Origin of the sequence: Acidovorax sp. M2(2025), from assembly GCF_049330835.1 — a bacterium.
Taxonomy (GTDB): Bacteria; Pseudomonadota; Gammaproteobacteria; order Burkholderiales; family Burkholderiaceae_C; genus Acidovorax.
Map to the genome: position 1 here is coordinate 1,211,599 of NZ_CP186262.1, position 25,807 is coordinate 1,237,405.

General features: G+C 66.0%; 23 protein-coding genes. 13 read left to right on the forward strand and 10 right to left on the reverse strand.

Going from position 1 to position 25,807, the window contains the following annotated elements; genetic code table 11:
* Nucleotides 1–14: 14 nt before the first annotated feature.
* The 3 genes from ACOYR3_RS05570 to ACOYR3_RS05580 all read left to right on the forward strand — a co-directional run bounded on the left by ACOYR3_RS05570 (nucleotide 15) and on the right by ACOYR3_RS05580 (nucleotide 4,287).
* Nucleotides 15–1,472 (forward strand): NCS1 family nucleobase:cation symporter-1, encoded by a 1,458-nt coding sequence (locus tag ACOYR3_RS05570; protein ID WP_422845483.1) that lies wholly within the window; start codon nucleotides 15–17, stop codon nucleotides 1,470–1,472.
* 80 nt (nucleotides 1,473–1,552) lie between these two features.
* On the forward strand, nucleotides 1,553–3,004 hold the full coding sequence (gene hydA / locus ACOYR3_RS05575) for a dihydropyrimidinase (RefSeq protein ID WP_422845484.1): 1,452 nt from the start codon (nucleotides 1,553–1,555) through the stop codon (nucleotides 3,002–3,004).
* Between the two features lie 26 nt (nucleotides 3,005–3,030).
* Nucleotides 3,031–4,287: a Zn-dependent hydrolase gene (locus ACOYR3_RS05580; RefSeq protein WP_422845485.1), complete on the forward strand. Its 1,257-nt coding sequence runs from the start codon at nucleotides 3,031–3,033 to the stop codon at nucleotides 4,285–4,287.
* A 114-nt stretch (nucleotides 4,288–4,401) separates the two neighbouring features.
* On the opposite strand, the gene ACOYR3_RS05585 is transcribed toward ACOYR3_RS05580, so the two are convergent.
* The 5 genes from ACOYR3_RS05585 to metK form a co-directional block, all read right to left on the reverse strand.
* Nucleotides 4,402–5,439 carry a bifunctional nicotinamide-nucleotide adenylyltransferase/Nudix hydroxylase gene (locus ACOYR3_RS05585; RefSeq protein WP_422845486.1) on the reverse strand — a complete coding sequence of 346 codons (1,038 nt, stop codon included), beginning with the start codon at nucleotides 5,437–5,439 and terminating at the stop codon, nucleotides 4,402–4,404.
* Between the two features lie 226 nt (nucleotides 5,440–5,665).
* A complete protein-coding gene (locus tag ACOYR3_RS05590; protein ID WP_422845487.1) occupies nucleotides 5,666–7,366 on the reverse strand; it encodes an NAD+ synthase in 1,701 nt (566 codons plus the stop codon).
* A gap of 186 nt (nucleotides 7,367–7,552) precedes the next feature.
* The gene (locus tag ACOYR3_RS05595; protein WP_422845488.1) at nucleotides 7,553–8,008 is read right to left on the reverse strand and encodes a hemerythrin domain-containing protein; all 456 of its coding nucleotides are present in this window, start codon (nucleotides 8,006–8,008) and stop codon (nucleotides 7,553–7,555) included.
* Nucleotides 8,009–8,065: 57 nt separating this feature from the next.
* Nucleotides 8,066–8,251, reverse strand: a complete 186-nt coding sequence (locus ACOYR3_RS05600; RefSeq protein ID WP_422845489.1) for a DUF1328 family protein — start codon at nucleotides 8,249–8,251, stop codon at nucleotides 8,066–8,068.
* Nucleotides 8,252–8,649: 398 nt separating this feature from the next.
* Nucleotides 8,650–9,831 carry a methionine adenosyltransferase gene (gene metK / locus ACOYR3_RS05605; RefSeq protein WP_422845490.1) on the reverse strand — a complete coding sequence of 394 codons (1,182 nt, stop codon included), beginning with the start codon at nucleotides 9,829–9,831 and terminating at the stop codon, nucleotides 8,650–8,652.
* A gap of 130 nt (nucleotides 9,832–9,961) precedes the next feature.
* Here metK and ACOYR3_RS05610 point away from each other — a divergent pair, with 130 nt between their 5' ends.
* On the forward strand, nucleotides 9,962–10,819 hold the full coding sequence (locus ACOYR3_RS05610) for a lysophospholipid acyltransferase family protein (protein WP_422845491.1): 858 nt from the start codon (nucleotides 9,962–9,964) through the stop codon (nucleotides 10,817–10,819).
* A complete protein-coding gene (locus tag ACOYR3_RS05615; RefSeq protein ID WP_422845492.1) occupies nucleotides 10,816–11,682 on the forward strand; it encodes a lysophospholipid acyltransferase family protein in 867 nt (288 codons plus the stop codon). Before ACOYR3_RS05610 ends, ACOYR3_RS05615 begins: the two co-directional genes overlap by 4 nt.
* 160 nt (nucleotides 11,683–11,842) lie before the next feature.
* Here ACOYR3_RS05615 and ACOYR3_RS05620 read toward each other — a convergent pair whose 3' ends face one another.
* Nucleotides 11,843–12,748: an alpha/beta fold hydrolase gene (locus ACOYR3_RS05620; protein WP_422845493.1), complete on the reverse strand. Its 906-nt coding sequence runs from the start codon at nucleotides 12,746–12,748 to the stop codon at nucleotides 11,843–11,845.
* 48 nt (nucleotides 12,749–12,796) lie between these two features.
* Entirely contained in the window at nucleotides 12,797–13,561 is a 765-nt protein-coding gene (yihA, locus tag ACOYR3_RS05625) for a ribosome biogenesis GTP-binding protein YihA/YsxC (protein ID WP_422845494.1), read from the reverse strand.
* An 83-nt stretch (nucleotides 13,562–13,644) separates the two neighbouring features.
* Here yihA and ACOYR3_RS05630 point away from each other — a divergent pair, with 83 nt between their 5' ends.
* From ACOYR3_RS05630 to ACOYR3_RS05650, 5 genes are all read left to right on the forward strand, one after another.
* Entirely contained in the window at nucleotides 13,645–14,274 is a 630-nt protein-coding gene (locus ACOYR3_RS05630; RefSeq protein WP_422845495.1) for a c-type cytochrome, read from the forward strand.
* A gap of 158 nt (nucleotides 14,275–14,432) precedes the next feature.
* Nucleotides 14,433–16,592 (forward strand): cytochrome c biogenesis protein ResB, encoded by a 2,160-nt coding sequence (locus ACOYR3_RS05635; RefSeq protein ID WP_422845496.1) that lies wholly within the window; start codon nucleotides 14,433–14,435, stop codon nucleotides 16,590–16,592.
* A complete protein-coding gene (gene ccsB / locus ACOYR3_RS05640) occupies nucleotides 16,589–17,917 on the forward strand; it encodes a c-type cytochrome biogenesis protein CcsB (protein ID WP_422845497.1) in 1,329 nt (442 codons plus the stop codon). Before ACOYR3_RS05635 ends, ccsB begins: the two co-directional genes overlap by 4 nt.
* Before the next feature lie 162 nt (nucleotides 17,918–18,079).
* Nucleotides 18,080–19,084 (forward strand): protein-methionine-sulfoxide reductase catalytic subunit MsrP, encoded by a 1,005-nt coding sequence (gene msrP, locus ACOYR3_RS05645; RefSeq protein ID WP_422845498.1) that lies wholly within the window; start codon nucleotides 18,080–18,082, stop codon nucleotides 19,082–19,084.
* Between the two features lie 86 nt (nucleotides 19,085–19,170).
* The gene (locus ACOYR3_RS05650; protein ID WP_422845499.1) at nucleotides 19,171–19,770 is read left to right on the forward strand and encodes a sulfite oxidase heme-binding subunit YedZ; all 600 of its coding nucleotides are present in this window, start codon (nucleotides 19,171–19,173) and stop codon (nucleotides 19,768–19,770) included.
* A gap of 127 nt (nucleotides 19,771–19,897) precedes the next feature.
* On the opposite strand, the gene ACOYR3_RS05655 is transcribed toward ACOYR3_RS05650, so the two are convergent.
* A complete protein-coding gene (locus ACOYR3_RS05655; protein ID WP_422845500.1) occupies nucleotides 19,898–20,716 on the reverse strand; it encodes an MBL fold metallo-hydrolase in 819 nt (272 codons plus the stop codon).
* 105 nt (nucleotides 20,717–20,821) lie between these two features.
* Nucleotides 20,822–21,034, reverse strand: a complete 213-nt coding sequence (lptM, locus tag ACOYR3_RS05660; protein WP_422845501.1) for an LPS translocon maturation chaperone LptM — start codon at nucleotides 21,032–21,034, stop codon at nucleotides 20,822–20,824.
* Nucleotides 21,035–21,046: 12 nt separating this feature from the next.
* On the opposite strand from lptM, the gene cyaY reads away from it, so the two are divergent.
* A complete protein-coding gene (gene cyaY, locus ACOYR3_RS05665; protein ID WP_422845502.1) occupies nucleotides 21,047–21,376 on the forward strand; it encodes an iron donor protein CyaY in 330 nt (109 codons plus the stop codon).
* A 69-nt stretch (nucleotides 21,377–21,445) separates the two neighbouring features.
* Here cyaY and ACOYR3_RS05670 read toward each other — a convergent pair whose 3' ends face one another.
* Nucleotides 21,446–23,851, reverse strand: a complete 2,406-nt coding sequence (locus ACOYR3_RS05670; protein WP_422845503.1) for a penicillin-binding protein 1A — start codon at nucleotides 23,849–23,851, stop codon at nucleotides 21,446–21,448.
* A gap of 270 nt (nucleotides 23,852–24,121) precedes the next feature.
* On the opposite strand from ACOYR3_RS05670, the gene ACOYR3_RS05675 reads away from it, so the two are divergent.
* Nucleotides 24,122–25,201 carry a pilus assembly protein PilM gene (locus ACOYR3_RS05675; protein WP_291484573.1) on the forward strand — a complete coding sequence of 360 codons (1,080 nt, stop codon included), beginning with the start codon at nucleotides 24,122–24,124 and terminating at the stop codon, nucleotides 25,199–25,201.
* Complete coding sequence (locus ACOYR3_RS05680) at nucleotides 25,198–25,806, forward strand: PilN domain-containing protein (protein ID WP_422845504.1); 609 nt, start codon at nucleotides 25,198–25,200, stop codon at nucleotides 25,804–25,806. The genes ACOYR3_RS05675 and ACOYR3_RS05680 overlap by 4 nt, the downstream gene beginning before the upstream one ends.
* The last annotated feature ends 1 nt before the right edge of the window (nucleotide 25,807 follow it).

The following is a 25,807-nucleotide window of genomic DNA, read 5'->3' on the forward strand; positions in this document are numbered from 1 at the left end:
ACAGGAGTACAGGCATGACCAACAGTACCGGCAGCGCTGCCCATATGGCGGGGCCCATGTCCGGCGCGGCGTCCAACACGCTCGCCAACGAAGATTTGCTCCCCACCACCGCCGCGCAGCGACACTGGACCTGGAAGGACTTTGCCGCGCTCTGGGTGGGCATGGTGGTGTGCGTGCCCACCTACACCATGGCCAGCTCCATGCTGGACCAGGGCTTCACCTGGCAGATGGCAGTGTGGCTGGTGTTCCTGGCCAATTGCATCGTGCTGGTGCCCATGGTGCTCATCGGCCGCGTGGGGCCCCGCTACGGCGTGCCTTTTCCCGTGCTGGCACGGGCATCGTTTGGCGTGAAGGGGGCCAACCTGCCCGCCGTGCTGCGCGGGCTGGTGGCGTGCGGGTGGTTTTCCATCAACTGCTACTTCGGCGCGCTGGCGCTGCATGGCTTTCTCAACATCCTGGGCATGAACCTCGCCGGTCCGGCCGAAGGGCAGACCATCAGCACCTCGCAGTTCATGTGCTTCCTGGCGTTCTGGGCGGTGCACATCTGGTTCATCTGGAAGGGGCCGGAGTCCATTCGCCTGCTGGAGGTGATTGCGGCGCCGCTGATGATCGGCGCCTCGGTGCTGCTGGTGGTGGTGCTGATGATGAAGGTGCCTTCGGGCCAGCTCTTCAACCTGCCCGCCAAGGTGGTCGAGGGTGGCCCCAAGACCTGGGCGGCGCTGACGGGCCTGGTCGGCTTCTGGGCCACGCTCGCGCTCAACATCCCGGATTTCACGCGCTTCGCCAAGTCGCAGAAGGACCAGGTTGTGGGCCAGGCCATCGGGTTGCCCATTCCCATGGCGCTGTTCTCCATGGTGGGCGTGATCGGCTTCTCGGCCTCGGCCATCCTGTATGGCAAGGCCCAGCTGTTCCCTGACGGCCTGCTCACCCAGATGGGCAGCGTGGCCGCGGGCCTGGGCCTGCTGGTGATTTTGCTGGCCAACCTGACGACCAACGTGGCCGCCAACCTCGTGTCGCCGTCGTATGACTTCAGCCAGTGCGCTCCCTCCAAGATCAGTTTCCGCATGGGCGGCCTGATCGCTGCGGGTATCGGCCTGCTGTTCATGCCCTGGAAGCTGCTGGCCACCTCGGGCGGCTACCTCTTCACCTGGCTGGGCGGCTACGGCACGCTGCTGGGGGCCATCGCGGGCATCCTGCTGGTCGACTACTACCTGGTGCGCAAGAGCGAGCTGAAGGTGGAAGACCTGTACCGCCGTGGCGGCGAATACGAGTACAGCAACGGCTGGAACCTGCAGGCGCTCATCGCCTTCCTGCTGGGCGTGCTGCCCTGCCTGCCAGGCTACCTGGCCGTTTCGGGCGTGGTGGACAAGGCGGGCATGCCCGCCATCTGGCTCACGCTGTTCGACTCGGGCTGGTTCTTCAGCCTGGCAGTGGCGGGCACCTACTACTACCTGACGGCCAAGAAGCAATGACCCTCGGACCCCGCCTGGGCCTGGTGCCAGTGCGGGGTCCCTTTTTTTTGAATTGAACCGCATTCCTGAAGGAGACCCCCATGACCCAAGCCCTTGTGATCCGCGGTGGCACCGTGGTCAACGCCGACCGCGAACAGCGCGCCGATGTGTTGTGCGTCGATGGCCGCATCGTGGCCGTGGGGGAGGACGCTGCGGCGCAGGCCCCGGCGGGCGCAGAGACGCTCGATGCCAGCGGCCAGTACGTGCTGCCCGGCGGCATCGACCCGCACACCCACATGCAGCTGCCGTTCATGGGCACCGTCACCATGGACGACTTCTTCTCCGGCACGGCGGCTGCGCTGGCCGGTGGCACCACCAGCATCATCGACTTCGTGATCCCCGATCCGCAGGAGCCGCTGATGGACGCCTACCGCAAGTGGCGTGGCTGGGCGGAGAAGTCGGCGGCTGACTATTCGTTCCACGTCGCCGTCACCTGGTGGAGCGAGCAGGTGCGTGCCGACATGGGCACGCTGGTGCAGCAGGAGGGCGTGAACAGTTTCAAGCACTTCATGGCCTACAAGAACGCCATCATGTGCGACGACGAAACCCTGGTGAACAGCTTCAAGCGCGCGCTCGAACTCGGGGCCATGCCCACCGTGCATGCCGAAAACGGCGAGCTGGTCTACCTGCTGCAGCAGGAGGTCGCCAAGATGGGCATCACCGGCCCCGAGGGCCACCCGCTCTCGCGCCCCCCCATGGTCGAGGCCGAAGCCGCCAACCGCGCCATTGCCATTGCCGACGTGCTGGGCGTGCCCATCTATGTGGTGCATGTGAGCTGCATGGAGTCCGCCGACGCCATTGCCCGCGCCCGCGCCCGCGGCCAGCGCGTGTATGGCGAGGTGCTGGCCGGTCACCTGCTGGTGGACGACAGCGTGTACCGCGACCCCGACTTTGCCAAGGCCGCCGCCTACGTGATGAGCCCGCCTTTCCGCCCCAAGGGCCACCAGGAGGCGCTGTGGCGCGGCCTGCAGTCGGGCCAGCTACACACCACGGCGACGGACCACTGCACCTTCTGCGCCGCGCAGAAGGCCATGGGCAAAGAAAACTTCGCCAAGATTCCCAATGGCACGGGCGGCGTGGAAGAGCGCATGGCCGCGCTGTGGGATGGCGGCGTGAACACGGGGCGCCTCACGCCCAGCGAGTTTGTGGCCATCACCTCGGCCAACGCGGCCAAGCTGTTCAACATCTATCCGCGCAAGGGTTTCATCGGCGAAGGTGCCGACGCCGACCTGGTGCTGTGGGACCCGCAAGGCACCAAAACCTTCTCGGCCAAGACCCAGTTCAGCAAGGGCGACTTCAACATCTTTGAAGGCCGCACCGTGCGTGGCATCCCCAGCCACACCGTGAGCCAGGGCCGCGTGGTGTACGCCAACGGCGACCTGCGGGCCGAGCAGGGCAAGGGCCGCTACATCAAGCGCCCGGCGTTTGGCGCCAACTTCCAGGCCGTGCAAAAGCGCGCGCAGGACCTGGCCCCCACGGCGGTGGCGCGCTAACCGCTGTAATGCATCTGGAGAACACCATGGACACGAAACTCAAGCCCGATATCGAAAACCTGCGCATCAACGGCCAGCGCCTGTGGGATTCGCTCATGGAGCTGGCGCAGATCGGCGCCACGCCCAAGGGGGGCGTGTGCCGCCTCACCCTCACCGACCTGGACAAGCAGGGCCGTGACTTGGTCACCCGCTGGGCACGCGAGGCGGGCATGACGGTGACCATCGACAAGATCGGCAACGGCTTCATGCGCCGCCCCGGCCGCAACAACAGCCTGCCGCCCATCATGACCGGCAGCCACATCGACACCCAGCCCACGGGCGGCAAGTTCGACGGCAACTACGGTGTGCTGGCGGGCATCGAGGTGGTGCGCACGCTGAACGACCACGGCATCGAGACCGAGGCGCCCATCGAGGTGGCGTTCTGGACCAACGAAGAGGGCAGCCGCTTTGTGCCCGTGATGATGGGCTCGGGTGTGTTCGCCAAGGCCTTCACCCTGGAGCACGCCTACGCCGCCACCGACACGGAAGGCAAGACGGTGAAGGGCGAGCTGGAGCGCATCGGCTACATCGGTGACCAGGAGCCCGGCGACCACCCCATCGGCGCGTACTTCGAGACCCACATCGAACAAGGCCCGGTGCTGGAGGACAACGACAAGACCATCGGCGTGGTCAGCGGCGTGCTGGGCATCCGCTGGTTTGACTGCACCGTCACCGGCATGGAGGCCCACGCAGGCCCCACGCCCATGGCCCTGCGCAAGGACGCGATGCTGGCCGCCACGCGCATCATGCAAGACGTGGTGGCCGCAGCCCACCGCCACCCGCCGCATGGCCGGGGCACTGTGGGCATGGTGCAGGTGTTTCCCAACAGTCGCAACGTGATTCCGGGCCGGGTCAAGTTCAGCATCGACCTGCGCAACAGCACCGATGCACTGGTGGACGCCATGGCCGCCGAGGTCAAGGCCTTTGCCGACCAGGTAGCCAAGGAACATGGCGTGCAGGTGCACATCGAGATGGTGTCCAGCTACCCCGCGCAATTGTTCCAGCCCGAGTGCGTGGAGGCCGTGGGCCGCGCCGTGGCCAAGCTGGGCTACAGCCACATGCCCGCCGTCTCAGGTGCAGGGCACGACGCCGTCTACATGGCCAAGCTCGCACCCAGCGGCATGATCTTCATCCCCTGCAAGGACGGCATCAGCCACAACGAGATCGAGGACGCCAAGCCCGAGCATATCGAGGCCGGGTGCAACGTGCTGCTGCACGCCATGCTGGAGCGTGCGGGGATCTGATGCTATTAAAAGCAGAGCTGCTGGCGCTTGCTGGACAAGCGCTGCGGCCTGTTTTCATTTGAATCGCCCCTGCCGTTCGGGCTGGGGCTGGCCTTTGGGCCCGCCACCGCGCGTTCAGCGCAGCTCCGTCAGCCCCAGGAAGTGGTCCAGCATGTGGAAGTGGTCTTCGAAGAACTCCTCTTCCATGCCTGCCAGCTGGTCGATGGGCGTCCACTGCACCTGCGCCGCATCGTCGTCGGCCTGCACCACGGGGAAGGGCGCATCGCCCAGGTCGAAGTAGTGCGCATGGGTGATGGTGCGCCCGCGCTGGCTGCGGTCGGGGTGGTCGAACACGGCCACCGATTGCAGTGCGGCCCGCATGGTGGCCTCGGGCAGGTGGCAGTGGGTTTCCTCCAGCAGCTCGCGCAGGCACGACTGCCACACCGTCTCCCGCTGCTCGATGAAGCCCCCCGGCACGGCCAGCTGGCCCTTGCCGGGCGCGTGCGCGCGGCGGATCAGCAGCACCTGGTCCTGGCAGCGCAGCACGGCGTCCACCGTGACGAACACGGGCGGGTAGGGCGCGGCGGCCCAGGACTCGCGGTAGCCGCGCAGCATGCGCCATTCCTCCTGCAGCGCAGGGTAGTGCGGAGTCTGCGCAAACTGCTCCAGCATCGCGAGGGTGCTGGCCGGGATCTCGCCCGCCAGCGGCGCCAGCGCTGCGCCCACGGTGGCGGGCGTGGCGCCAAAGTACGCGTCGCGGACGGTGGTGGCGTCCATGCGGCCCTGGCGCGGCAGGTCGATCAGCGTCCAGCCCGGGAAAGCGCGCAGGTAGCTGCTGGTCGCGTCCTTGAAGTGGCCCACCAGCGCGATGCGCGCGCCGGGCGCCGTGCATTGGGTCACACCCCGGCGCACGGCCTGCACCCACACGGCTTCGTTGTAGTAGTCGCGCACAGGCAGCACCTGCACGCGGGCGCGGTCGGCATCGGGCAGGGCGCCCTGGAGCATGGCCTCGCGCTCCTGCCAGGTGAAGGGGTTCTTGGGAGAGCGCGCCTGCCAGGCCGAGCCCACCACCACGATGACCTGGGGCGCCTGGCGCAGGGCTTCCTGCAGCAGGGCGATGTGACCGCTGTGCACGGGTTCAAAGCGGCCGATGAGGAGGGCGGTGTCGTGCATGGGTCTCCTGGATTTTTTTGATGTTTTGGGCCTCTAGCGCTTATCCACCAAGCGCTTACAGCTACGATTTTAGTAGTGATGGATTGGGTGAGTCGGGAGTGCCGCATGGTACCGGCGCGGCCCGCCCGCGGACGCTGCGCAAGGGCCGCCCCGCCGCGCTGGCGTCGTCCCCCTTCCCACGCGCGGCGCGAGAGAAGGGGGAAGCCGCGAAGCGGCCCAGGGGGTGTCACAAATACTTTGCCGCAATCGGCATCTGCCGCCCGCTGCCAAACGCCCGGGCCCGCACGCGCAGGATAGGCGGGGCCTGGCGCCGCTTGTACTCGTTGCGCGCCACCATGGCGTGGATGCGCTGCACCAGCGCGGCGCCGGCATCGGTCTCTTGCAGTTGCGCGACGATGGCCTCGGCCTGGGTGTGCTCGGCGGTGGACAGTCGGTCGCCCTCGATCAGCAGCTTGAGGATTTCGTCCAGCACCGGGTAGGGCGGCAGGCTGTCCGTGTCGCGCTGCCCGGGGGCTAGCTCGGCCGAGGGTTCCTTGTCGATGATGGCCTGCGGGATCAGTTCGCGCCCGGCGTGTTCGTTGACGTGGCGGGCCAGCGCGAACACCTCGGTCTTGTACAGGTCGCCAATCAGCCCCAGGCCGCCGTTGGTGTCGCCGTACAGCGTGCAGTAGCCCACCGAGATTTCGCTCTTGTTGCCGGTGGTGAGCAGCAGGTGGCCGAAGGCGTTGGAGTATTCCATCAGCACCGTGCCGCGGATGCGGGCCTGCAGGTTTTCCAGCGGCAGCCCGGCGAGCGGCTGGCCAAAGCTGCTTTCAAACTGCTGCGCATACCCCGCCACCAGGTCGGCGATAGGGTGGGTGTGCAGCTGAACGCCCAGGTTCTGGCAGAGGGTGACGGAGTCATCCACCGAGCCGCTGCTGGAGTAGCGCGAAGGCATGGTCACGCCCACCACGTTCTCGGGCCCCAGCGCCTGCGCAGCCAGCGCCAGTGTGAGGGCGCTGTCGATGCCGCCCGAGCTGCCCACCACCACCTGCCTGAAGCCGCAGCGCCGCGCATAGTCCGTAAGGCCCAGCGCGATCTGCTGGCGGTAGAACTCCATCGTCGGCAGGCCCTGCGCGGGCACGGGTGCGGGGCGTTCGCCCTCGGCCGTCAGGAACCGCCCGCCGTCGAAATGCAGCGTGCGCACATCCTCCACGAAACGCGGCGCCTCGAACACGATGCCCGCCTCGGGCTCGGCGGCGAACGAGCCGCCGTCGAACACCAGCTGGTCGTGCCCGCCCACCTGGTTCACGTACAGGATGGGCAGCCCGTGGCGCCGCGCAGAGCCGCCAAACAGCGTGTGCCGCTGCTCGCGCTTGCCCACGTGGCTGGGGCTGGCGTTGATGCTGATGACGAGGTCCGGCGATGCGTCGCGCAGGCGCTTGAACGGGTTGACGACGTAGTCGGCGCCGTGGTCGTTCCAGCCGTCTTCGCACACCAGCAGGCCCACCTGCGCGCTGCCCACGCGCAGCACCTTGGCCACGTCCGGGCCGGGCTCGAAGTGGCGGCGCTCGTCGAAGATGTTGTAGGTGGGCAGCAGCTGCTTGGCGTACTGCAGGCGCACGGCGCCGCCCTGCAGCACCAGCAGGCTGTTGTGCAGCTTCTTGCCCGGGCCGGTGGCGGGCGTGGGCGCGCCCACCACCCAGTGCAACTGGGGCAGCTCGGCGGAGGCCTGCTGCAAGGCCTCGATCCCGGCCACGATGCGCTGCTGGAAGTCGGGCTCGTCCAGCAGATCGGCGGGGTAATAGCCGCACACCGCCAGTTCGCTGAACACGACGATCTGTGACTGGTCACGCGCGGCCTGCCGGGCCGCGGCCACCATGCGGGCGACATTGCCCTCGATGTCGCCGACGGTGAAGTTGAGTTGGGCAAGGGTGACGCGCAGCATGGTCAATCCTCCTGAACGTTCGATCTCCGAAAGGGCCCGCACCATGGTGCATTGAATCACCGCGGCGTTTCGCGTGCAAAGGTCTGCACTGCTTCGCGCTGCCAGGCGCCGCGGTAGCGCCTGCGCAGGCCGTCGTCGAACAGCTCGAACGGGTAGCGCATCGGGGCCCGTTCTCCCCGGGCCAGGCTACGCGGTGGCCGCCTTGGTTTCCTCGTACACCGCGAGGTAGTCGGTGGCGAGTGCGGTCTTCTGCTGCTCGGTGAGCAGCTTGCCGGCCATCTGGAAGAAGCGGTGTTCTTCTTCAGTGAGGTGGTGTTCCACCTTCTCGGCCAGCTTCTTGGCCAGGGGCAGCCATGCGGGGGTGGCCGGGTCGGCTGCCTCCAGAGACTCCACCAGTTCGTCGATCTGATGGTGCTCGGAGATCGCATGGCGGGACAGGTCCACGCCCGCGTCGTGCGCCATCAGCGGAATGTAGAAGTGCCGCTCTTCCGCCAGCTCGTGCGCCGTGAGCTCGGTCTTGAACTGCTCGAACAGCTCCTGCCGCTCCGGTGTGTTGCCGCTCGTGCCGACGAGCTGGCGGTAGAGCGCGCGTTGCCGCTCGTGGCTTTCGCGCAGGGCTTCAAAGATGTTCGTTGTGGCCATGGGAAGGGGGATCGACGGGATCGTGTGGGGGATGAAGCGTGGAGGGCAGCTTGCCCATCACTTGAGCACCTTGCGGGCCGCGCCCACGCCGAGGATGGCGAGCACGACGAAAACAATCGCAATGATGAGGAAGATGATGAACAGCACCTTGGCAATGCCGGCGGCGCCTGCGGCCACGCCGGTGAAGCCCAGCGCACCGGCAACCAACGAGATCAGGGCAAAAATGATGGCGTACTTCAGCATGGGGATCTCCTACGGGAAAGGGGCAGACGGCGCTGCGAAAGGTGTGCGCAGACGATACCGGCGCCGCCGCGCACGGGGCGTCAGCAGGGGCGGGGTCCCGGTGTAGGAGAGGGCCGCCGCGCGGTGGGCGCGGGGATAAAAAAAAGCCGCAGCGCGGGAGGCGCTGCGGCTGGGGGGTGGTGTGCGCGAAGCGCAGCAGCTTTATCGGTCTTCTGGCCTACGCCCACATCGCTGCGCGATATGAGCTTCGCCCACGTACGGAAAGCCCCGCGTTCCGCGCGGAGGGCTTACAGCCCTGCTGCCGCACGCAGTGCGGCAGCCTTGTGGTCTGCGTTCACATCGCTGCGCGATATGAACTCCGCCCCAAAGCCCAAGGTTTGCTGCGCAAACACCGGGCTTTACAGCCCGGCCGCTGCGCGCAGCGCTTGGGCTTTGTCCGTACGTTCCCAGCTGAACTCGGGTTCTTCGCGGCCGAAGTGGCCGTAGGCGGCGGTCTTTTCGTAGATGGGGCGCAGCAGGTCCAGCATCTGGATGATGCCCTTGGGCCGCAGGTCGAAGTGCGCGCGCACCAGCTGGGCGATCTGGTCGTCGGGGATCACGCCCGTGCCTTCGGTGTAGACCGTGATGTTCATCGGCTCGGCCACGCCGATCGCGTAGGCCACCTGGATCTGGCACTGGCGCGCCAGGCCCGCGGCCACGATGTTCTTGGCCACGTAGCGCGCGGCGTAGGCGGCCGAGCGGTCCACTTTCGTTGGGTCCTTGCCGCTGAACGCGCCGCCGCCGTGGGGGCAGGCACCGCCGTAGGTGTCCACGATGATCTTGCGGCCGGTCAGCCCACAGTCGCCTTGCGGGCCGCCGATGACGAAACGGCCGGTGGGGTTGATCAGGTAGCGCGTGTCCTGCAGCCATTCCTTGGGCAGCACGGGCTTGATGATCTCTTCGATGACGGCTTCGGTGAACGAAGCCTTCATCTTGGTCTGCGACTCGCTCTGGTCGGGGTGGTGCTGGGTGGAGAGCACCACGGTGTCGATGCTGTGGGGCTTGCCGTCCACGTAGCGCATGGTCACTTGCGACTTGGCGTCGGGGCGCAGGAAGGGCAGGCGGCCGTCCTTGCGCAGCTGGGCCTGGCGCTCCACCAGGCGGTGGGCGTAGTAGATGGGCGCGGGCATCAGCTCAGGCGTTTCGTCGCAGGCGTAGCCGAACATCAGGCCCTGGTCGCCGGCGCCGGTGTTCAGGTGGTCGTCGGACGCATGGTCCACGCCCTGGGCGATGTCGTTGGACTGCTTGTCATAGGCCACGAGCACGGCGCAGCCTTTGTAGTCGATGCCGTAGTCGGTGTTGTCGTAGCCGATGCGCTTGATGGTGTCGCGCGCCACCTGGATGTAGTCCACATGGGCGTTGGTGGTGATCTCGCCGGCCAGCACGACCAGGCCGGTGTTGGTCAGCGTTTCAGCGGCGACGCGGCTGCGGGGGTCTTGCTTGAAGATTGCGTCGAGAATCGCGTCCGAGATCTGGTCGGCCACCTTGTCGGGATGGCCTTCGGAGACGGATTCCGAGGTAAAGAGAAAGTCGTTCGCCATTTGAATAAACTCCTGTGTTCCGGCATTTGGGGCGTTGCCCTCACCCCGTAGGAGCTGGCGAACGCTTTAGCAGAATTGTTTTACGTCGCCCTGCAAGTTGCTCATTTAACTCAGCGACCCGGCCATTTTAATGCCTGTTGTGTTCCGATTCTTTTCCGTATTTCCGCTGTGGTTGCTGCACGTCATGGGCGCGGCCATGGGCTGGGTGGCGTTTGCCGCCTCGCCCACGTACCGGCGCCGCTTCCTGGCCAATGCGGCGCTGGCCGGCTATTCGTTTGCCCAGGTGCGCGGGGCCGTAGCCCACGCGGGCCGCATGGTGGCGGAGCTGCCGCGCCTGTGGCTGGGCGCGCCGCTGCCCTGCAGCCTGGTGAACGAGGCCTGCGTGAACGCGGCCTACGCGGCCGGGCGCGGCATCGTCTTCCTCACGCCGCACCAGGGGTGCTTCGAGCTGTCGGCCCAGGTGGCGGCACGGCGCTGGAGCGCCGAGCGCGGCCCCATCACCGTGCTGTACCGCCCCGCCCGCCAGCCTTGGCTGGCCAAGGTGATGGAGACCGCGCGCAACCGCCCCGGCATGCTGGCCGTGCCCACCACGCTGTCCGGCGTGCGCCAGATGATCAAGGCCCTGCGCCGCGGAGAAGCCGTGGGCCTGCTGCCCGACCAGGTGCCGCCCGAAGGCCAGGGCCTGTGGGCCCCGTTTTTTGGCCGCGACGCCTACACCATGACGCTGGCTGCCCGCCTGGCGCAGCAGACCGGCGCGGCCGTGGTGCTGGCGCGCTGCGAGCGCCTGTCCTGGGGGCGCGGCTACGTCACCCACTTTGAAACCTTGCCCGCGCCACTGTCCGACCAGATGGACCAGGCGGTGCTGCAGATCAACCAAGCCATGGAACACCTCATCCGCCAGAGCCCCGAGCAGTACCTGTGGGGCTACGCCCGCTACAAGCAGCCGCGCGCCGAAGCCGCCGCGCCGGCCGCGGGGGGCGCGGCATGACGGGCCGCCTGGGCGTGTGGTTCATGGGCGTGCTGGCGCGGCTGCCGCTGCCGGTGCTGCGCGGCATGGGCTGGCTGCTGGGGCATGTGGCCTACGTGCTGGTGGTGCGGCGGCGCAAGGTGGCGCTGCGCAACCTGGCGCTGTGCTTCCCGGACTGGCCCGAGGCGCGCCGCCGGGCGGTGGCGCGGGCCAACTTTGTGGCCTTCTGCCAGACCTGGCTGGACCGCAGCTGGCTCTGGTCCGCGCCGCGCGAAGTGGTGGAGCAGCGCGTGCGCCTCACCGGCGCCATCCACGAGCTGGACGGCGACACGCCCACCATCCTGTTCGCGCCGCATTTCTACGGCATGGACGCGGGCGGCCTGGCGCTGCCGCTGCATTCCACGCGCGCCTTCACCTCCATCTTTGCCACCCACCCGGACCCGGCCGTGGACGCCTGGTTCATGGCCGGGCGCCAGCGCTTTGGCGACGTGCGCATGCTCAACCGCTCGGACGGCGTCAAGCCCATCATCGCCAACCTGCGCAAGGGCGGCCTGCTGTACCTGCTGCCCGACATGGACTACGGCCGCAACGATTCCCTGTTCGTGCCGTTCTATGGCGTCACGGCCGCCACCATCCCCTCGCTGTCGCGCTTTGCGCGGCTGGGGCGCGCGAAGGTGGTGGGCGTGTATTCGCGCATGACGCCCACGGGCTACGTGGCCGAGGTGTCGCCCGCCTGGGCCGACTACCCCACGGACGACGCCGAGGCCGACACCGCGCGCATGAACCGCGAGCTGGAGGCCGTGATCGACACCATGCCCGAGCAGTACTACTGGGTGCACAAGCGCTTCAAGACGCGGCCCGAGGGCGAGCCGGGCGTGTATTGATTCCCCCCTGAGCCGCCTGCAGCGGCTTCCCCCGAGGGGGACGCCACCCGTGGCCCGGCGGAGCCGGTTCCATGGTGGCTCTGGCCTGGTGCGCGCCGGTTGTCCAGATTTCAGATGCTCACGCGGCCGCTTGCCCTTATCCAGCAAGCGCGAGCAGCTATCAATTGGATTGCAGGAACCGCCGCAGTTCCATCGCCACGCGCTCGGGGTGCTCGTGCACCACCCAGTGCGATGCCTGCTCTATCTTTTGCACCTGCAGCTGCGGGATCCAGGCCTGCAGGCCGTCCAGCAAGCCGGGCAGCAGGGCCGGATCGTCCAGGGCCCACAGCACCAGTGTGGGCACCGCCACCCTGAGCATGGATTCGGGCAGCGTGATGGCCTGGGCGCCAGGGTCTCCGTCCCGCGGCGGGCGGATGGGGCTGGCGCGGTAGTAGTTGCACGCGCCGGTCAGCCCCTGCAGCCACAGCGCGCGGTACTGCGCGCGCACCGGCCCGGTGAGCCAGGCGGGCGGGCGGCCCTGGGGATCGTCGAAGAACGCGAACAGGCGCCGAAAGTCGTCTTCGGCCAGCAGCGCCTCGGCGTCCGGGCGGCACAGGAAGTGCATGTACTGGCTGGCCGCCTGCTGCGCCGCGCTGTGCGAAAGCTCGCGCACAAAGGCGCCGGGGTGCGGCGAGTTGATGATGGCCAGCCGCCGCATCAACTGCGGCTGCTGGTTGGCCAGGTTCCACGCCACGGCGCCGCCCCAGTCGTGGGCCACCAGGCATTCCAGCACGCCGCCCGGGGCCTCGGCCGCAATCAGCGCCGCCAAGTCCTGCACCAGGTGCTTGGCACGGTAGGCCTCAACTTCCGCCGGGCTGCTGGAGCGGCCGAAGCCCCGCAGGTAGGGTGCAACGCAGCGGTAGCCGCCGTTCTCCGGCCGCGAAAAATGCAGCAGCAGCTCGTCCCAGATGAAGGCGCCCTCGGGAAACCCATGCAGGAACAGCAGCGTGGGGCGGCCGGCTACGCCGCTGGTGCGGCAGTGCAGGGTGATGCCTTGGGGCAGGGCGACGTCGCGGGTCTGGATCATGGCGCTATGCTATGAATTAAATAGCTGCTAGCGCTTGCTGCATAAGCGCTAGAGGCTGTTTTTATCTGAAATGTCCGGGGCACTGGCCTCCGGGCCTGCCTCCGGACCGTCCGGTGCCTCGGCCTGCGCCTGGGGCGCGGGGCGCTCCGGGTGGGCCCACCGCCACAGCAGCTGCGCCACCTCGTCGACACCCTGCTTCTTGAGGGCCGAGAACATCTTCACCTCGCCACCGCCGGCCTGCAGTCGCGTAATGGACAGCACCTTGGCCTGCTCGGAACGCGTGAGCTTGTCGGCCTTGGTCAGCAGCACCAGGAACTTGAGGCCTTCCTCCACGCGCGGGCGCACTACCTCCAGCAGGGCTTCGTCCAGCTCGGTCAGGCCCAGGCGGGGGTCGCACAGCAGCACGATGCCGGAGAGGCTGGTGCGGCTGATCAGGTAGTTCACCATCACCTGCTGCCAGCGCTGCTTGTCGGTGCGCGACACGGCCGCATAGCCATAGCCCGGCAGGTCGGCCAGTACGGCGTCCGTCACGCCCTGCTTGCCCAGGGCAAACAGGTTGATGTGCTGCGTGCGGCCGGGCTTCTTGGAGGCGAAGGCCAGCTGCTTTTGCTGCGTCAGGGTGTTGATGCAGGTGGATTTGCCCGCGTTGGAGCGCCCCACGAAGGCAATCTCGGGCACATCGATAGGCGGCAGGTGGTGCAGCTGCGCTGCCGTGGTGAGGAACCGGGCCGTGTGCATCCACCCCATGGCGGTCTTGGCGTCAGGTGCGGGCGGAAGTGGGCCAGCAACTGGCGTGGGGGAAGATATCGTCATGGGAAGGGAACAGGTTCCTAGGATGCAAAGGTGCGTCATTGTAGAATCGCGGGGTTTGCGCACATAAACCCACACCCCTCGATATGAAGTTGCTCGCCTCTTTGTTGACGGCTGCCGCGCTGGCAGCACCTGTTTTCTCGGCTGTTGCAGCGGGTGAAGCACCCCCGGCGGCCAAGCCGGATCTCGTCAAGGGCGAGGCCAGCTTTGCCGCCGTCTGCGCGGCATGCCACGCGGCGGATGGCAATTCGACCATCACCGTCAACCCCAAGCTGGCGCAGCAACACCCCGAATACCTCGTCAAGCAGCTGCAGGAGTTCAAGTCCGGCAAGCGCAACAACGCCGTCATGAAGGGCTTCGCCGCCATGCTGTCCGACGAGGACATGAAGAACATTGCGTACTGGGTCGCCTCCAAGCCCGCCAAGACGGGCTTCGCGAAGGACAAGGATCTGGTCGCCATGGGCGAACGCATCTACCGCGGCGGTGTGCCCGACCGCAACATTGCCGCCTGTGCCGGCTGCCACAGCCCGAATGGCGCAGGCATCCCCGCACAGTACCCCCGCCTGTCCGGCCAGCACGCCGACTACACCGTGGCGCAGCTCAACACCTTCCGCGACGGCACACGCGCCAACAGCGTCCAGATGACGCAAGTGGCTGCCAAGCTCAACGACAAGGAAATCAAGGCGGTGGCCGACTACATTGCCGGCCTGCGCTGAGGGCTGTCACGGCCTGATTTGATTTCCGTCAAGTTTGTGGCCCGCACCGCGGGTCTTCACGGAACCGACCGCCAATAAAAAACCCAAAATGGGCGGGTCCATCGCAACGATGGCCCCGCCCATTTTTTCTTTCCCGCGCTCCCAGCCCTGTTTCATCCATGTCCGACAACACGCAAGGCCTGCATATCCAGTCCGGTTCCCGGGCCCTGCGTGCGGGGATCGAACTGCTGTCCTCCATGCGGTTCGCCATCTCGCTGCTGACGGTGATCTGCATCGCGTCGGTGATCGGCACCGTGCTCAAGCAGCACGAACCGGCGGTCAACTATGTCAACCAGTTCGGGCCGTTCTGGGCCGAACTGTTCGGCGCCATCCAGCTCAACGCCGTGTACAGCGCCTGGTGGTTCCTGCTCATTCTGGCCTTCCTGGTGGTGAGCACCTCGCTGTGCATCGCGCGCAACACGCCCAAGATCCTCAGCGACCTCAAGGCCTACAAGGAAAACATCCGGGAGCAAAGCCTCAAGGCCTTCCACCACAAGGCCGAGGCCGCACTGCCCGGCACGGCCGAGGCTGAAGCGCACCGCATCGGCTCCCTGCTGGCCGGCGGCGGCTGGAAGGTGCGCCTGCAGCAGCGCGACACGGCCGCGGGCCCGGGTTCGGGCTGGATGGTCGCGGCCAAGGCGGGTGCGGCCAACAAGCTGGGCTACATCGCGGCCCACAGCGCCATCGTGCTGGTGTGCGTGGGCGGCCTGCTCGACGGGGACCTGATCGTGCGCGCCCAGATGCTGCTGGGCGGCAAGACGCCGTACCAGGGCGGCGGGCTGATCGCGGATGTGAAGCCCGAGCACCGGCTCTCCGAGCGCAACCCCACCTTCCGGGGCAATCTGCTGGTGGCCGAGGGCACCCAGTCCAGCACCGCGATCCTGAACCAGTCCGATGGCGTGCTGCTGCAGGAGCTGCCCTTCGCGGTGGAACTCAAGAAGTTCATCGTGGAGCACTACTCCACCGGCATGCCCAAGCTGTTCGCCAGCGAGATCGTCATCCACGACAAGGTGACCGGCGAGAAGACGCCTGCCCGCGTGGAGGTCAACCATCCGGCCAGCTACCGGGGCATCGAGATCTACCAGTCGAGCTTCGATGACGGCGGCTCGCACCTGAAGCTGCGTGCGCTGCCCATGGCGCCCGGCGGCAAGCCCTTCGATATCGAGGGCACCGTGGGCGGCTCCACGCAGCTCTCCGCCCAGGGAGCGGCGGCCGGTGCCGACACGCTGACGCTGGAGTTCACGGCGCTGCGCACCATCAATGTCGAGAACTTCGGCGCGGCGGGGCGGGCGGGCGGCAGCGGGGCGGACGTGCGCAAGGTGGACCTGCGCGAGTCGGTGGAATCGCGCCTGGGCGCTGCCAACAAGACGGTTACCAAGAAAGAGCTTCGCAATGTCGGCCCCAGCGTCAGCTACAAGCTGCGCGACGCGGCGGGCCAGGCGCGGGAATTCCACAACTACATGCTGCCCGTGGACACCGGCGACGGCGTGCCGGTGTTCCTGCTGGGCGTGCGCGAATCGCCCGCCGAGCCGTTCCGCTACCTGCGCGTGCCGGCCGATGACAAGGGCGGCATGGAGGGCTTCCTGCGCATGCGGGAAGCCTTGGCGGACCCCGCGGCGCGGGAAGAGGCGGTGCGCCGCTACGTCGGGCAGGCCATCGATACCTCTCGCCGCGACCTGGCCGAGCAGCTGCAGCAGTCCGCGTCGCGAGCGCTGGCGCTGTTCGCGGGCCGCGGCATGGTGGACGGCAAGCCCACGGGCGGGCTGCAGGCCGTGTCCGATTTCATGGAAGCCAACGTACCCGAGGCCGAGCGCACGCGGGCCGGTGAAGTGCTGGTGCGCATTCTCAATGGCACGCTGTTCGAGCTGGCCCAGCTCTCGCGCCAGCGGGCGGGCCTGCCCCCCCTGCCGCAGGACGATGCTACGCGGGGCTTCATGACGCAGGCGGTGCTGTCGCTGTCCGATGCGCAGGTCTATCCCGCGCCCGTCGCGCTGGAACTGACGGACTTCACCCAGGTGCAGGCCAGCGTGTTCCAGGTGGCGCGAGCCCCCGGAAAAAACATTGTCTATCTGGGATGCGCCTTGCTGATCCTGGGCGTTTTTGCCATGCTCTACGTCCGCGAGCGGCGGGTCTGGGTGTGGGTGGCGCCGCAGGATGGCCGCACCCACGCCACCATGGCCTTGTCGGCGAACCGCAAGACGCTGGACGGTGACAAGGAATTCGTACAGCTTGCGCAGAAATTGATTGGAGCCGGCACGGCCCCGGAAGGCACCGCATGAACACCGCCACCATCACCCTGAACGAGGGATTCTTCGCCCGCCGCAACTGGTTGGACTGGCTGTTCGCCGCCATCGTGGCGGCGGGCGGGCTGTATGCCTTGCAGCGCTACGGCGCCTACATGGATGGGTATGAGAAGGGCATTCTGCTCAGCGCCATCCCCTGTGCCGTCTGGCTGGGCTGGTTCTGGCGGCCCCTGCGGACGCTGATGCTCGCCGTGGCGGCGGTGGCCCTTCTGGCCATCGGCCTGTACCAGCAGGATGGGGCCGGCAGCCTGGCGCGGGCCGATACGGTGTTCGGCCTCAAGTACTTTCTTTCCAGCCAGTCCGCCATCCTGTGGATGAGCATGCTGTTTTTCATCAGCACGGTGTTCTACTGGCTGGGCATGTTCTCCAAGGGCGAAGGCAAGACCATGGGCATGCTGGGCTCGCGCGTGGCCTGGCTGGCGGTGGCGATGGCGTTGATCGGCACGCTGGTGCGCTGGTACGAGAGCTACCTGATCGGGCCGGACATCGGCCACATCCCCGTCAGCAACCTGTACGAGGTGTTCGTGCTGTTCTGCTGGATGACGGCCGTGTTCTACCTGTACTACGAACAGCAGTACGGCACGCGCGCCCTGGGCGGCTTTGTGATGCTGGTGGTCAGCGCCGCCGTGGGTTTTCTGCTCTGGTACACCGTGGTGCGCGAGGCGCATGAAATCCAGCCGCTGGTGCCAGCGCTCAAGAGCTGGTGGATGAAGCTGCACGTGCCGGCCAACTTCATCGGCTACGGTACGTTTGCCTTGTCCGCCATGGTGGCCTTTGCCTACCTGATCAAGCAGCAGGCCGCCGAGACGCGCTGGTACAAGCTGGCTCCCCTGTGGCTGCTGGGCGTGGTGCTGTGCTTTGAGCCCATCGTGTTCCGGCAAGGTGTCACGGACAACGGCGGCAGCTACTGGATGGTGTATTTCGGCATTTCCGCCTTCATCGTGGCGAGCATCCTGCTGGGCCGTAAGCGCATTGCCGAGCGCCTGCCGTCCTTTGAGGTGCTGGACGACGTGATGTACAAGTCCATTGCGGTCGGCTTTGCGTTCTTCACCATCGCCACCGTGCTGGGCGCCCTGTGGGCCGCGGAAGCCTGGGGCGGCTACTGGAGCTGGGACCCCAAGGAGACCTGGGCGCTGATCGTCTGGCTCAACTACGCAGCCTGGCTGCACATGCGCCTGATGAAGGGCCTGCGCGGCACCGTGTCCGCCTGGTGGGCCCTGGTTGGCCTGGTGGTCACGACCTTCGCCTTCCTCGGCGTGAACATGTTCCTGAGCGGACTGCACAGCTACGGCACGCTGTAGCCGGCGGCTGCGCGGGGCAGGCCGGGCAAGCGGAACCCGGCCCGTAGGGCTGTTGTGAGCCGCACTGCAGCTGCGAGGCCTTCGGTGTAACCTGGGCGGCAGGTGGAACGAACTAACCCCTGTTCTGCTCTACTGCCCAGCGTTGCCTTCCGGAGACTCCCCATGTTGATCCCCCGCCGAGATACGGGTTTCGTGCACCCGTTTGCTTCAGAAATCACGCCCCAGGCGGTGTACCAGGACCGCCGGCGCCTCCTGCAGCTCATGGCCGGCGGCGCAGCCGGCGCTGCCGTGGCGGCGTGGGCGGCGCGTGACGCGCTGGGCCAGGAGAGCGGTGTGCCCCGCCCGGGCAAGCTGGCGGCTTTGCCGGCCAGGCGCTCGGCCGTGGACGGCGCCGCCACCATGGAAAAGCTCACGGACTACAAGGACGCGAGCACGTACAACAACTTCTACGAATTCGGCACCGACAAGGCCGACCCTGCCCGCAACGCCCCCACGTTGAAGACCCGCCCCTGGACGGTGGAGGTGGAAGGGCTCGTCAAGAAGCCGGGCAAGTACGGCATCGAGGACCTGCTCAAGCTCAGCGCGCAAGAAGAGCGCATCTACCGGCTGCGCTGCGTGGAAGGGTGGTCCATGGTCATCCCGTGGGTGGGCTACTCGCTGTCGGAGCTGATCAAGCGCGTGGAGCCCCAGGGCAGCGCCAAATATGTGGAGTTCGTCACCCTCGCCGACAAGGCCACCATGCCGTATGTGGGGTCGCGCGTGCTCGACTGGCCCTATGTGGAAGGCCTGCGGCTGGATGAAGCCATGCACCCGCTCACGCTGCTGGCGTTCGGCATGTATGGCGAGGTGCTGCCCAACCAGAACGGCGCGCCTGTGCGGCTGGTGGTGCCGTGGAAGTACGGCTTCAAGAGTGCCAAGAGCATTGTGAAGATCCGTTTTGTCGAGCGGGAGCCGGGGACGGCCTGGAACAAGGCGGCCAAGCAGGAATACGGGTTCTATTCCAACGTGAATCCGGAGGTCGACCACCCGCGGTGGAGTCAGGCGACGGAGCGGCGCATCGGCGAAGACGGCCTGTTCGCCAAGAAGCGCAAGACGCTGATGTTCAACGGCTACGGCGCCCAGGTCGGCCAGTTGTACGCGGGCATGGACCTCAAGAAGTTCTACTGACGACTGACCGCCTGGGGCCTGCCGTCCACCGCCGGGATTTCCCGGCGGGTGGTCCCGGCGGGCTTCGCCTCTATTTCTTTCACCGCATGCGAAAACTGCTGGCCGGCCCGGCCGCCAAACCCGCGCTGTTCCTGCTGTGTCTGCTGCCGCTGGCGTGGCTGGTCTACGCCGCGTGGGCGGATCGGCTGGGGGCCAACCCGGCCGAAGCACTGGTGCGTGCCACGGGCGACTGGACACTGCGCAGCCTGTGCCTGGTGCTCGCCGTGACCCCGCTGCGCGTCATCAGCGCCACGCCGCAGCTGGCACGGTTTCGGCGCATGCTGGGGCTGTTCGTGTTCTTCTACGGGGTGCTGCACCTGCTGAGTTACGCGTGGTTCGACATGGGCTTTGACGTGCCCGAGATCGTGCGTGATATTTTCAAGCGCCCGTTCATCCTGGTGGGCTTCGCGGCGCTGGTGCTGCTGCTGCTGCTGGCTGCTACATCGTTCAACCGTGCCATCAAGCGCCTGGGAGCCCGGCGGTGGCAGGCGCTGCACCGCAGCGTGTATGCCGCGGCGCTGTTGGCGCTGTTGCATTTCTTCTGGATGCGGGCCGGCAAGAACGACTTCGGCGAAGTGGCCGTCTATGCGGTGGTGGTGGCGCTGCTGCTGGGCTGGCGGGTGGCCCGCCGCTGGCGCAAGGGATGAGCGGGGCTGGTTGGCATCTCGCGCCAAACCGTCGACCAGCCCTTGATGGCCTCATCTCTTTTGCTATGTTATTGATAGCTAATTGCGCAGGTTCAGAAAGCGCTGGCGGCTCTTTTTGCCCCAAATATTACCGTGGGCTTCCGGGGCGCATCTGGCGCGTCACCGGATCAATGTAGCCCGTCGGTATCTGGTAGGCGCGGTCGTCGAAGAGGTCAATGCCGCACATGAGGTTTTCGATCCACAGGAAGAAATCCTGGATGGCCGGCTTGCCCATGATGGGGGCACCGTGCTGCGGCACGATCATCGAGATGTCCAGCTGGCGGGCCATACGGGCCCACAGGCGCAGGATCTTGTTCGAGACCATGTACCGCCGGTGGAAGGCCTCCATGCGCGGGATGTGGGCCCGCAAGTCGGTCACGGGCACGCGGGCTTCCGCGCCCGACATCAAGGACACGCCCAGGTCGCCGGTGAACAGGATGCGGCTGACCGGGTCGTAAAAGTGGAAATTGCCTTCGGAGTGCATGAAGTGGGCGGGCAGCAGCACCAGCTCGTGGCGGCCCAGCGGCAGGTGTCCACCGCTGTCGGGCACGCCGATCACCCGGTTCTCCGTCTTGCCCACCTTGGTGAAGTGGGGCGCAAAACGCTCCCAGATGCGCGAGATCACCAGGTTGGCCTTGGTGCTGGTCATCCAGCGGTCCAGCGAAGCAATGATGTCCGGGTCCGCATGCGAGGCGATCAGGTAGGACAGCTTGTGCGGGGGGAAGTGTTTGGTCATCCCCATGAACAGCTCATTGAAGGCCAGGTTGCCGCCCGGGTCGATGATGGCGCCGGTGTCGTCGTCCACGATCAGGAACTGGTTGGCCTGCACGGCCTGACCGTCTTCCTCAATCAGATCGGTGAACATCAGACAAGCATGGTTCTTGTCGCGGTAGAGTTCCAGGGCCATAGCCATCCTACGGTGCAATAAAGCCCGAACTGTACGATTACCCCTGCAATTGATCCTTGATAGAAATCAAGCGTCGCCGGAGTTGGCGGCAGGCCCCGCAATGCCTCAGGGTGCGGCCGAAGCGGCGCTGGCCGGGGGCTGCGGGGTGGGCGCGGCGCCGGAACCCGGTGTCAGGGTCTGGGGCAGGGTCGCCCGCTGGGCCGCCTGGGGGGCGCTGGGCAAGTAGAGGGGACCGCGCTGCCCGCAACCCGCGAAGGCCGCCGCACAGGCTGCAAGGACAACAGTCCTGACTAGAATTTGAGAAGCCTTCATCAACATGCGCAAATTGTAATGACCGACCTTGAATTCATGGACCGCGCCGAAAAGCTGCTACTGGCGGTTGAGCGCAGTTGCGACCGCATCAACGACACCACGGACGCCGATGTGGATGCCCAGCGCTCGGGGGGCATGGTGACGCTGTCTTTTCCCAATCGCTCGCAGATCGTGGTCAATCTGCAAAAGCCGCTGCAGGAAGTCTGGATGGCCGCCCGCTCGGGGGGCTACCACTACCGCTTTCAGGACGGGCGCTGGCAGGACACCAAGGGAGCGGGCGAGTTCTTTGAGTGCTTGAGCCGCGACGCCAGCCAGCAAGCGGGCGTCTCCCTGAAATTCTCCGAGTGATCTCTCAGCGAAGGGCGCGCGCAGGGTGTCGCGCGCCCGCCATTCCATGAACTCGCCCGTTGGCGAGCATCAGTTGCGGAAGAGGTCGAGAATGCGGTTGCGCTCTTCCGCCGCAGGGGGCGCCTGGGGTGCCCCGGCTGCCGGCGCGGCAGAGCGGCCCGCCTCCAGGCCGACGCTGCCCACCCCGCTGTTGCGGGCGTATTCCTCGTAGAACCACTCGCCCCCCACATTCACCACGCCCGGCGGCACGGTCGGCTCCATGACCGGGACGCCTTTGAGCGCGCGCTCCATGAAGCTGATCCACACAGGCAGGCTGAGGCCGCCGCCGGTCTCGCGGCTGCCCAGGTTGCGCGGTGTGTCGTAGCCGATCCACGTGACCGCGGCGATTGTCGGCTGGTACCCGGCGAACCACGCGTCCACCGAGTCATTGGTGGTGCCGGTCTTCCCATACAGATCGGGGCGCTTGAGCGTGGCTTGTGCCCGTGCCGCGGTGCCGGTTCGCGTCACTTCCTGCAGCAGGCTGTTCATGATGAAAGCGTTGCGTGCATCAATGGCCCGCGGCAGCGTGGCGGTGGTGGGGGGCGTAGTCTCGGAGATCACGCGGCCCTTGTGGTCCGTCACCTTGGCAATCAGCCAGGGATTGACGCGGTAGCCGCCATTGGCGAACACGGAGTACGCCGTCGCCATCTGCAGCGGGGTCACCGATCCGGCGCCCAGCGCCATCGTGAGGTAGGCGGGGTGCTTTTCCGCGTCGAAGCCAAAGCGTGTCACCCATTCCTGCGCGGTCTTGGGGCCCACGGCCTGCAGAATGCGGATGGAGATCATGTTCTTTGACTTGGCCAGGCCCGTGCGCATGCTCATTGGCCCGTCATATTTGCCGTCGTAGTTCTTGGGTTCCCACGGCTGCCCGCCCGTCACGCCGGCATCAAAGAACAGCGGCGCGTCGTTGATGACGGTGGCGGGGGTGAACCCTTTTTCCAGCGCGGCGGAATAGATGAAGGGCTTGAAGCTGGAGCCGGGCTGGCGCCACGCCTGCGCTGCGTGGTTGAACTTGTTCTTGTCAAAGTCAAAGCCTCCCACCAGCGCGCGGATGGCGCCGCTGCGCGGATCCAGCGCGACGAACGCACCCTCCACCTCGGGCAGCTGGGTGATCTCCCAGGTGCCCTTGGGGGTCTTCACCACCCGGATCACGGCGCCGCGGCGGATCTTGATGTTGGGCGGCGCCTTGTCGCTGAGGCCGGACTGGGCAGGCTTCAGGCCATCGCCCGTGATTTCCACGGCGTCGCCATTGGCACGCGCGGCGGTGATCTTGCGGGCAGAAGCCTCCAGCACCACGGCCGACAGCACATCGCCGTTGTCAGGATGGTTGGCCAGCGCGTCATCAATCGCGTCTTCGACCTCCTGCGGGGCCGTGGGCAGGGTCACGAACTTTTCGGGGCCGCGGTACTGCTGGCGGCGCTCGTAGTCCATGATGCCGCGGCGCAGGGCGCCATAGGCGGCTTCCTGCTCCGCCGCATTGAGGGTCGTGTAGACGTTGAGTCCCCGCGTGTAGGCCTCGTTGCCATACTGCGTGAAGATCAGCTGGCGGACCATTTCGGCCACGTACTCGGCATGGACACGCGTGCTGTCCGGGCCGGACCGGATCTTCAGGTCTTCCTTCTTGGCTTGCGCCGCCTGGTCCGGCGTGATGAAGCCGTTTTCTTCCATGCGGTCAATGATGTACAACTGCCGCACGCGTGCGCGCTTGGGGTTGCTGATGGGGTTGTAGGCGGAGGGCGCCTTGGGCAGGCCGGCCAGCATGGCCGCCTCGGCAATCGAAACTGATTTCAGCGGCTTGCCGAAATACGCCTCCGAAGCGGCCGCAAAACCGTAGGCGCGGTTTCCCAGATAAATCTGGTTCATGTAAATCTCGAGGATCTGGTCCTTGGTCAGTAAATGCTCGAGTTTGAATGTAAGTAAGATTTCGTAAATTTTGCGAGTAAATGTTTTTTCGGACGACAGATAAACATTTCGCGCAACCTGCATCGTGATGGTGGATGCGCCCTGGCTTTTGACCCGGCCCAGATTCGCCAGCCCGGCGCGGATCACCCCTTTGTAGTCGACCCCCCCGTGTTGGAAGAAGCGCGCGTCCTCGATCGCCAGCACGGCGTCCTTCATCACCTTGGGAATTTCGTCGATCGGCGTGAGGTTGCGCCGCTCTTCACCAAACTCGCCCAGCAGGGCGCCTTCCGAGGAATAGACCCTTAGCGGGAGCTTGGGGCGGTAGTCGGCAAGGTCTGAGATGTCAGGCAGATTGGGGTAGGCCACCGCAAGCGCGAGGGCGATGGACAGCGCCAGCCCGAGCGCGCCCGCCACGGCCAGCCCGGTGATCCAGAGCAGGATGCGGCCGACCCAGTAGAGCCAGGAACGTCGGCGAGGAGAGGGAGCGGTGGACGCGTCCGGCTTGTCTGCGGACTTCGAGGGAGAGGACGGCATAGCGCTCCGGGAGGGCAAGGAACCCTCATTATAAAAATGCGCGGACCGCCTCCCGCTCGGGGAGCATTTTGGGTAGCCGAATACATCGCTCGGCGGCCTTGGCTTGCCACTGAACGGGGTTGCAAAGGGGCCAAGTTTCGTCTGCTTTTGGCAACGCTCCCCGCCTGTTACTTGGGGAAAAATCTTTGCTGGAGAACTATCTTACTGATAGCATTCATGTGAAGTGTTAAGTTTTGTTGCCTCATTTTGGCAAGTTACAGGGGACCAATCTTGAGCTCAATGGGGTCATTGTTCGGCCGGCAGTCTCCGCCGTTGCTCGGAATCGATATCAGCTCGTCCAGCGTCAAGTTGGTAGAGCTTGGCCGCGACAAGGCGGGAGGGCTGGTGCTGGAGCGTTGCGGAATCGAGCCGCTGGAGCGGGGTTGGATCACGGACGGCAACATTGAAAAGTTCGACGAGGTCGCTGACGCCCTGCGCCGGCTCGTCAAGAAGACCGGCGCACGGACCAAGAACGTCGCGCTGGCCTTGCCGCCCTCGGCCGTCATTACCAAGCGGATCACCCTTCCGGGAGGGATGAGCGAGCAAGAGCTTGAAGTGCAAGTCGAGTCGGAGGCCAACCAGTACATCCCGTTCTCCCTCGACGAGGTGAGCCTGGACTTCTGCGTCATCGGCCCCAGCAAGAATTCGCCGGGCGACGTGGATGTCCTCATTGCGGCCTCGCGCCGCGAAAAGGTGCAAGACCGCCAGGGGCTGGCAGAGGCCGCCGGGCTGAAGCCCGTTATCGTGGACATCGAGTCCCACGCCTCCCGGCTGGCCGCAGGGCGTCTTATCGAAGCGTTGCCAAAAAAGGGCGTCGATGCGATGGTCGCGCTATTCGAGGTGGGCGCCCTGACGACGAGCATGCAGGTCATCAAAAATGACGAGGTGCTATACGACCGGGACCAAGCGTTTGGCGGCGCCCAACTCACCCAGTTGATTGTTCGGCAGTACGGGTTTTCGGTGGAAGAGGCCGAAAGCAAGAAGCGAAGCGGCGACCTCCCGGAAGACTACCAATCGGCAGTTCTCCGTCCGTTCGTGGACAGCATGGCGCAGGAAATCGGCAGAGCATTGCAGTTCTTCTTTACCAGCACCCCGCACAACCGGGTCGATCACATCATGCTTGCCGGCGGCTCCGCGCCCCTTCCAGGCTTGACGGAAGCAGTCACCCAGCAAACCGGCTTCGCTTGCAGTGCGGTCAATCCTTTTGATGGCATGGAAATCGGAAGTTCCGTTCGTCTGAAAAAAATGGTGCGTGAGGCGCCGTCCTATCTCACCTCATGCGGTCTGGCCATGCGGAGGTTCCTGCAGTGATTCTGATTAACTTACTTCCCCACCGGGAGGCTGCCCGCAAGCGCCGGAAGGAAGCTTTTCAGGCAACCATGTTTGCCTCGTTCCTGGTCGGCCTCGCCATTGCCGGCCTGATCTACTGGTGGTTCCAGGTGATGATCACAGCCCAGCAAGACCGCAACCGGTACCTTCAGTCCGAGATCAAGGTCCTGGAAGAGCAGATCAAGGAAATTGCAAACATTGAGGATGAGATCACCGCTTTGCGGGCGCGCCAGAAAGCCGTGGAAGACCTGCAAGCGGATCGCAACTTGCCAGTTCACCTGCTCAACGAATTGGTGCGGCAGATTCCTGAAGGTGTCTACGTGACCAGCATCAAGCAGACCGATCAGGTGATTGCGATGCAAGGCTCGGCGCAATCCAACGAGCGCGTGTCCGAAATGCTTCGCAACCTTTCGGATAACACCCCATGGCTCTCAAAGCCCGAGTTGGTTGAAATCGTTGCCGGCAATATCGCCTTGGCGGCCAAGGACCAGCGCAGGGTGTTTAATTTCAATTTGCGATTCAGATTGATGCGTACCGGGGAAGCCCAGAAAAACAAGGATGCGGCCAGCGCATCGACCGGGAAATAAC

Excerpts from the sequence above, each read along its gene's own strand:
- ACOYR3_RS05650 (WP_422845499.1), top strand. The coding sequence starts at position 19,171 with ATGCGAAAACTGCTGGCCGGCCCGGCCGCCAAACCCGCGCTGTTCCTG.
- ACOYR3_RS05655 (WP_422845500.1), bottom strand. The coding sequence starts at position 20,716 with ATGGCCCTGGAACTCTACCGCGACAAGAACCATGCTTGTCTGATGTTC.
- hydA (WP_422845484.1), top strand. The coding sequence starts at position 1,553 with ATGACCCAAGCCCTTGTGATCCGCGGTGGCACCGTGGTCAACGCCGAC.
- cyaY (WP_422845502.1), top strand. The coding sequence starts at position 21,047 with ATGACCGACCTTGAATTCATGGACCGCGCCGAAAAGCTGCTACTGGCG.
- ACOYR3_RS05670 (WP_422845503.1), bottom strand. The coding sequence starts at position 23,851 with ATGCCGTCCTCTCCCTCGAAGTCCGCAGACAAGCCGGACGCGTCCACC.
- ACOYR3_RS05595 (WP_422845488.1), bottom strand. The coding sequence starts at position 8,008 with ATGGCCACAACGAACATCTTTGAAGCCCTGCGCGAAAGCCACGAGCGG.
- ACOYR3_RS05630 (WP_422845495.1), top strand. The coding sequence starts at position 13,645 with ATGAAGTTGCTCGCCTCTTTGTTGACGGCTGCCGCGCTGGCAGCACCT.
- yihA (WP_422845494.1), bottom strand. The coding sequence starts at position 13,561 with ATGACGATATCTTCCCCCACGCCAGTTGCTGGCCCACTTCCGCCCGCA.
- ACOYR3_RS05570 (WP_422845483.1), top strand. The coding sequence starts at position 15 with ATGACCAACAGTACCGGCAGCGCTGCCCATATGGCGGGGCCCATGTCC.
- ACOYR3_RS05600 (WP_422845489.1), bottom strand. The coding sequence starts at position 8,251 with ATGCTGAAGTACGCCATCATTTTTGCCCTGATCTCGTTGGTTGCCGGT.
- ACOYR3_RS05620 (WP_422845493.1), bottom strand. The coding sequence starts at position 12,748 with ATGATCCAGACCCGCGACGTCGCCCTGCCCCAAGGCATCACCCTGCAC.
- ACOYR3_RS05610 (WP_422845491.1), top strand. The coding sequence starts at position 9,962 with ATGCCTGTTGTGTTCCGATTCTTTTCCGTATTTCCGCTGTGGTTGCTG.
- ACOYR3_RS05585 (WP_422845486.1), bottom strand. The coding sequence starts at position 5,439 with ATGCACGACACCGCCCTCCTCATCGGCCGCTTTGAACCCGTGCACAGC.
- msrP (WP_422845498.1), top strand. The coding sequence starts at position 18,080 with ATGTTGATCCCCCGCCGAGATACGGGTTTCGTGCACCCGTTTGCTTCA.
- lptM (WP_422845501.1), bottom strand. The coding sequence starts at position 21,034 with ATGTTGATGAAGGCTTCTCAAATTCTAGTCAGGACTGTTGTCCTTGCA.
- metK (WP_422845490.1), bottom strand. The coding sequence starts at position 9,831 with ATGGCGAACGACTTTCTCTTTACCTCGGAATCCGTCTCCGAAGGCCAT.
- ACOYR3_RS05580 (WP_422845485.1), top strand. The coding sequence starts at position 3,031 with ATGGACACGAAACTCAAGCCCGATATCGAAAACCTGCGCATCAACGGC.
- ACOYR3_RS05615 (WP_422845492.1), top strand. The coding sequence starts at position 10,816 with ATGACGGGCCGCCTGGGCGTGTGGTTCATGGGCGTGCTGGCGCGGCTG.
- ccsB (WP_422845497.1), top strand. The coding sequence starts at position 16,589 with ATGAACACCGCCACCATCACCCTGAACGAGGGATTCTTCGCCCGCCGC.
- ACOYR3_RS05590 (WP_422845487.1), bottom strand. The coding sequence starts at position 7,366 with ATGCTGCGCGTCACCCTTGCCCAACTCAACTTCACCGTCGGCGACATC.
- ACOYR3_RS05635 (WP_422845496.1), top strand. The coding sequence starts at position 14,433 with ATGTCCGACAACACGCAAGGCCTGCATATCCAGTCCGGTTCCCGGGCC.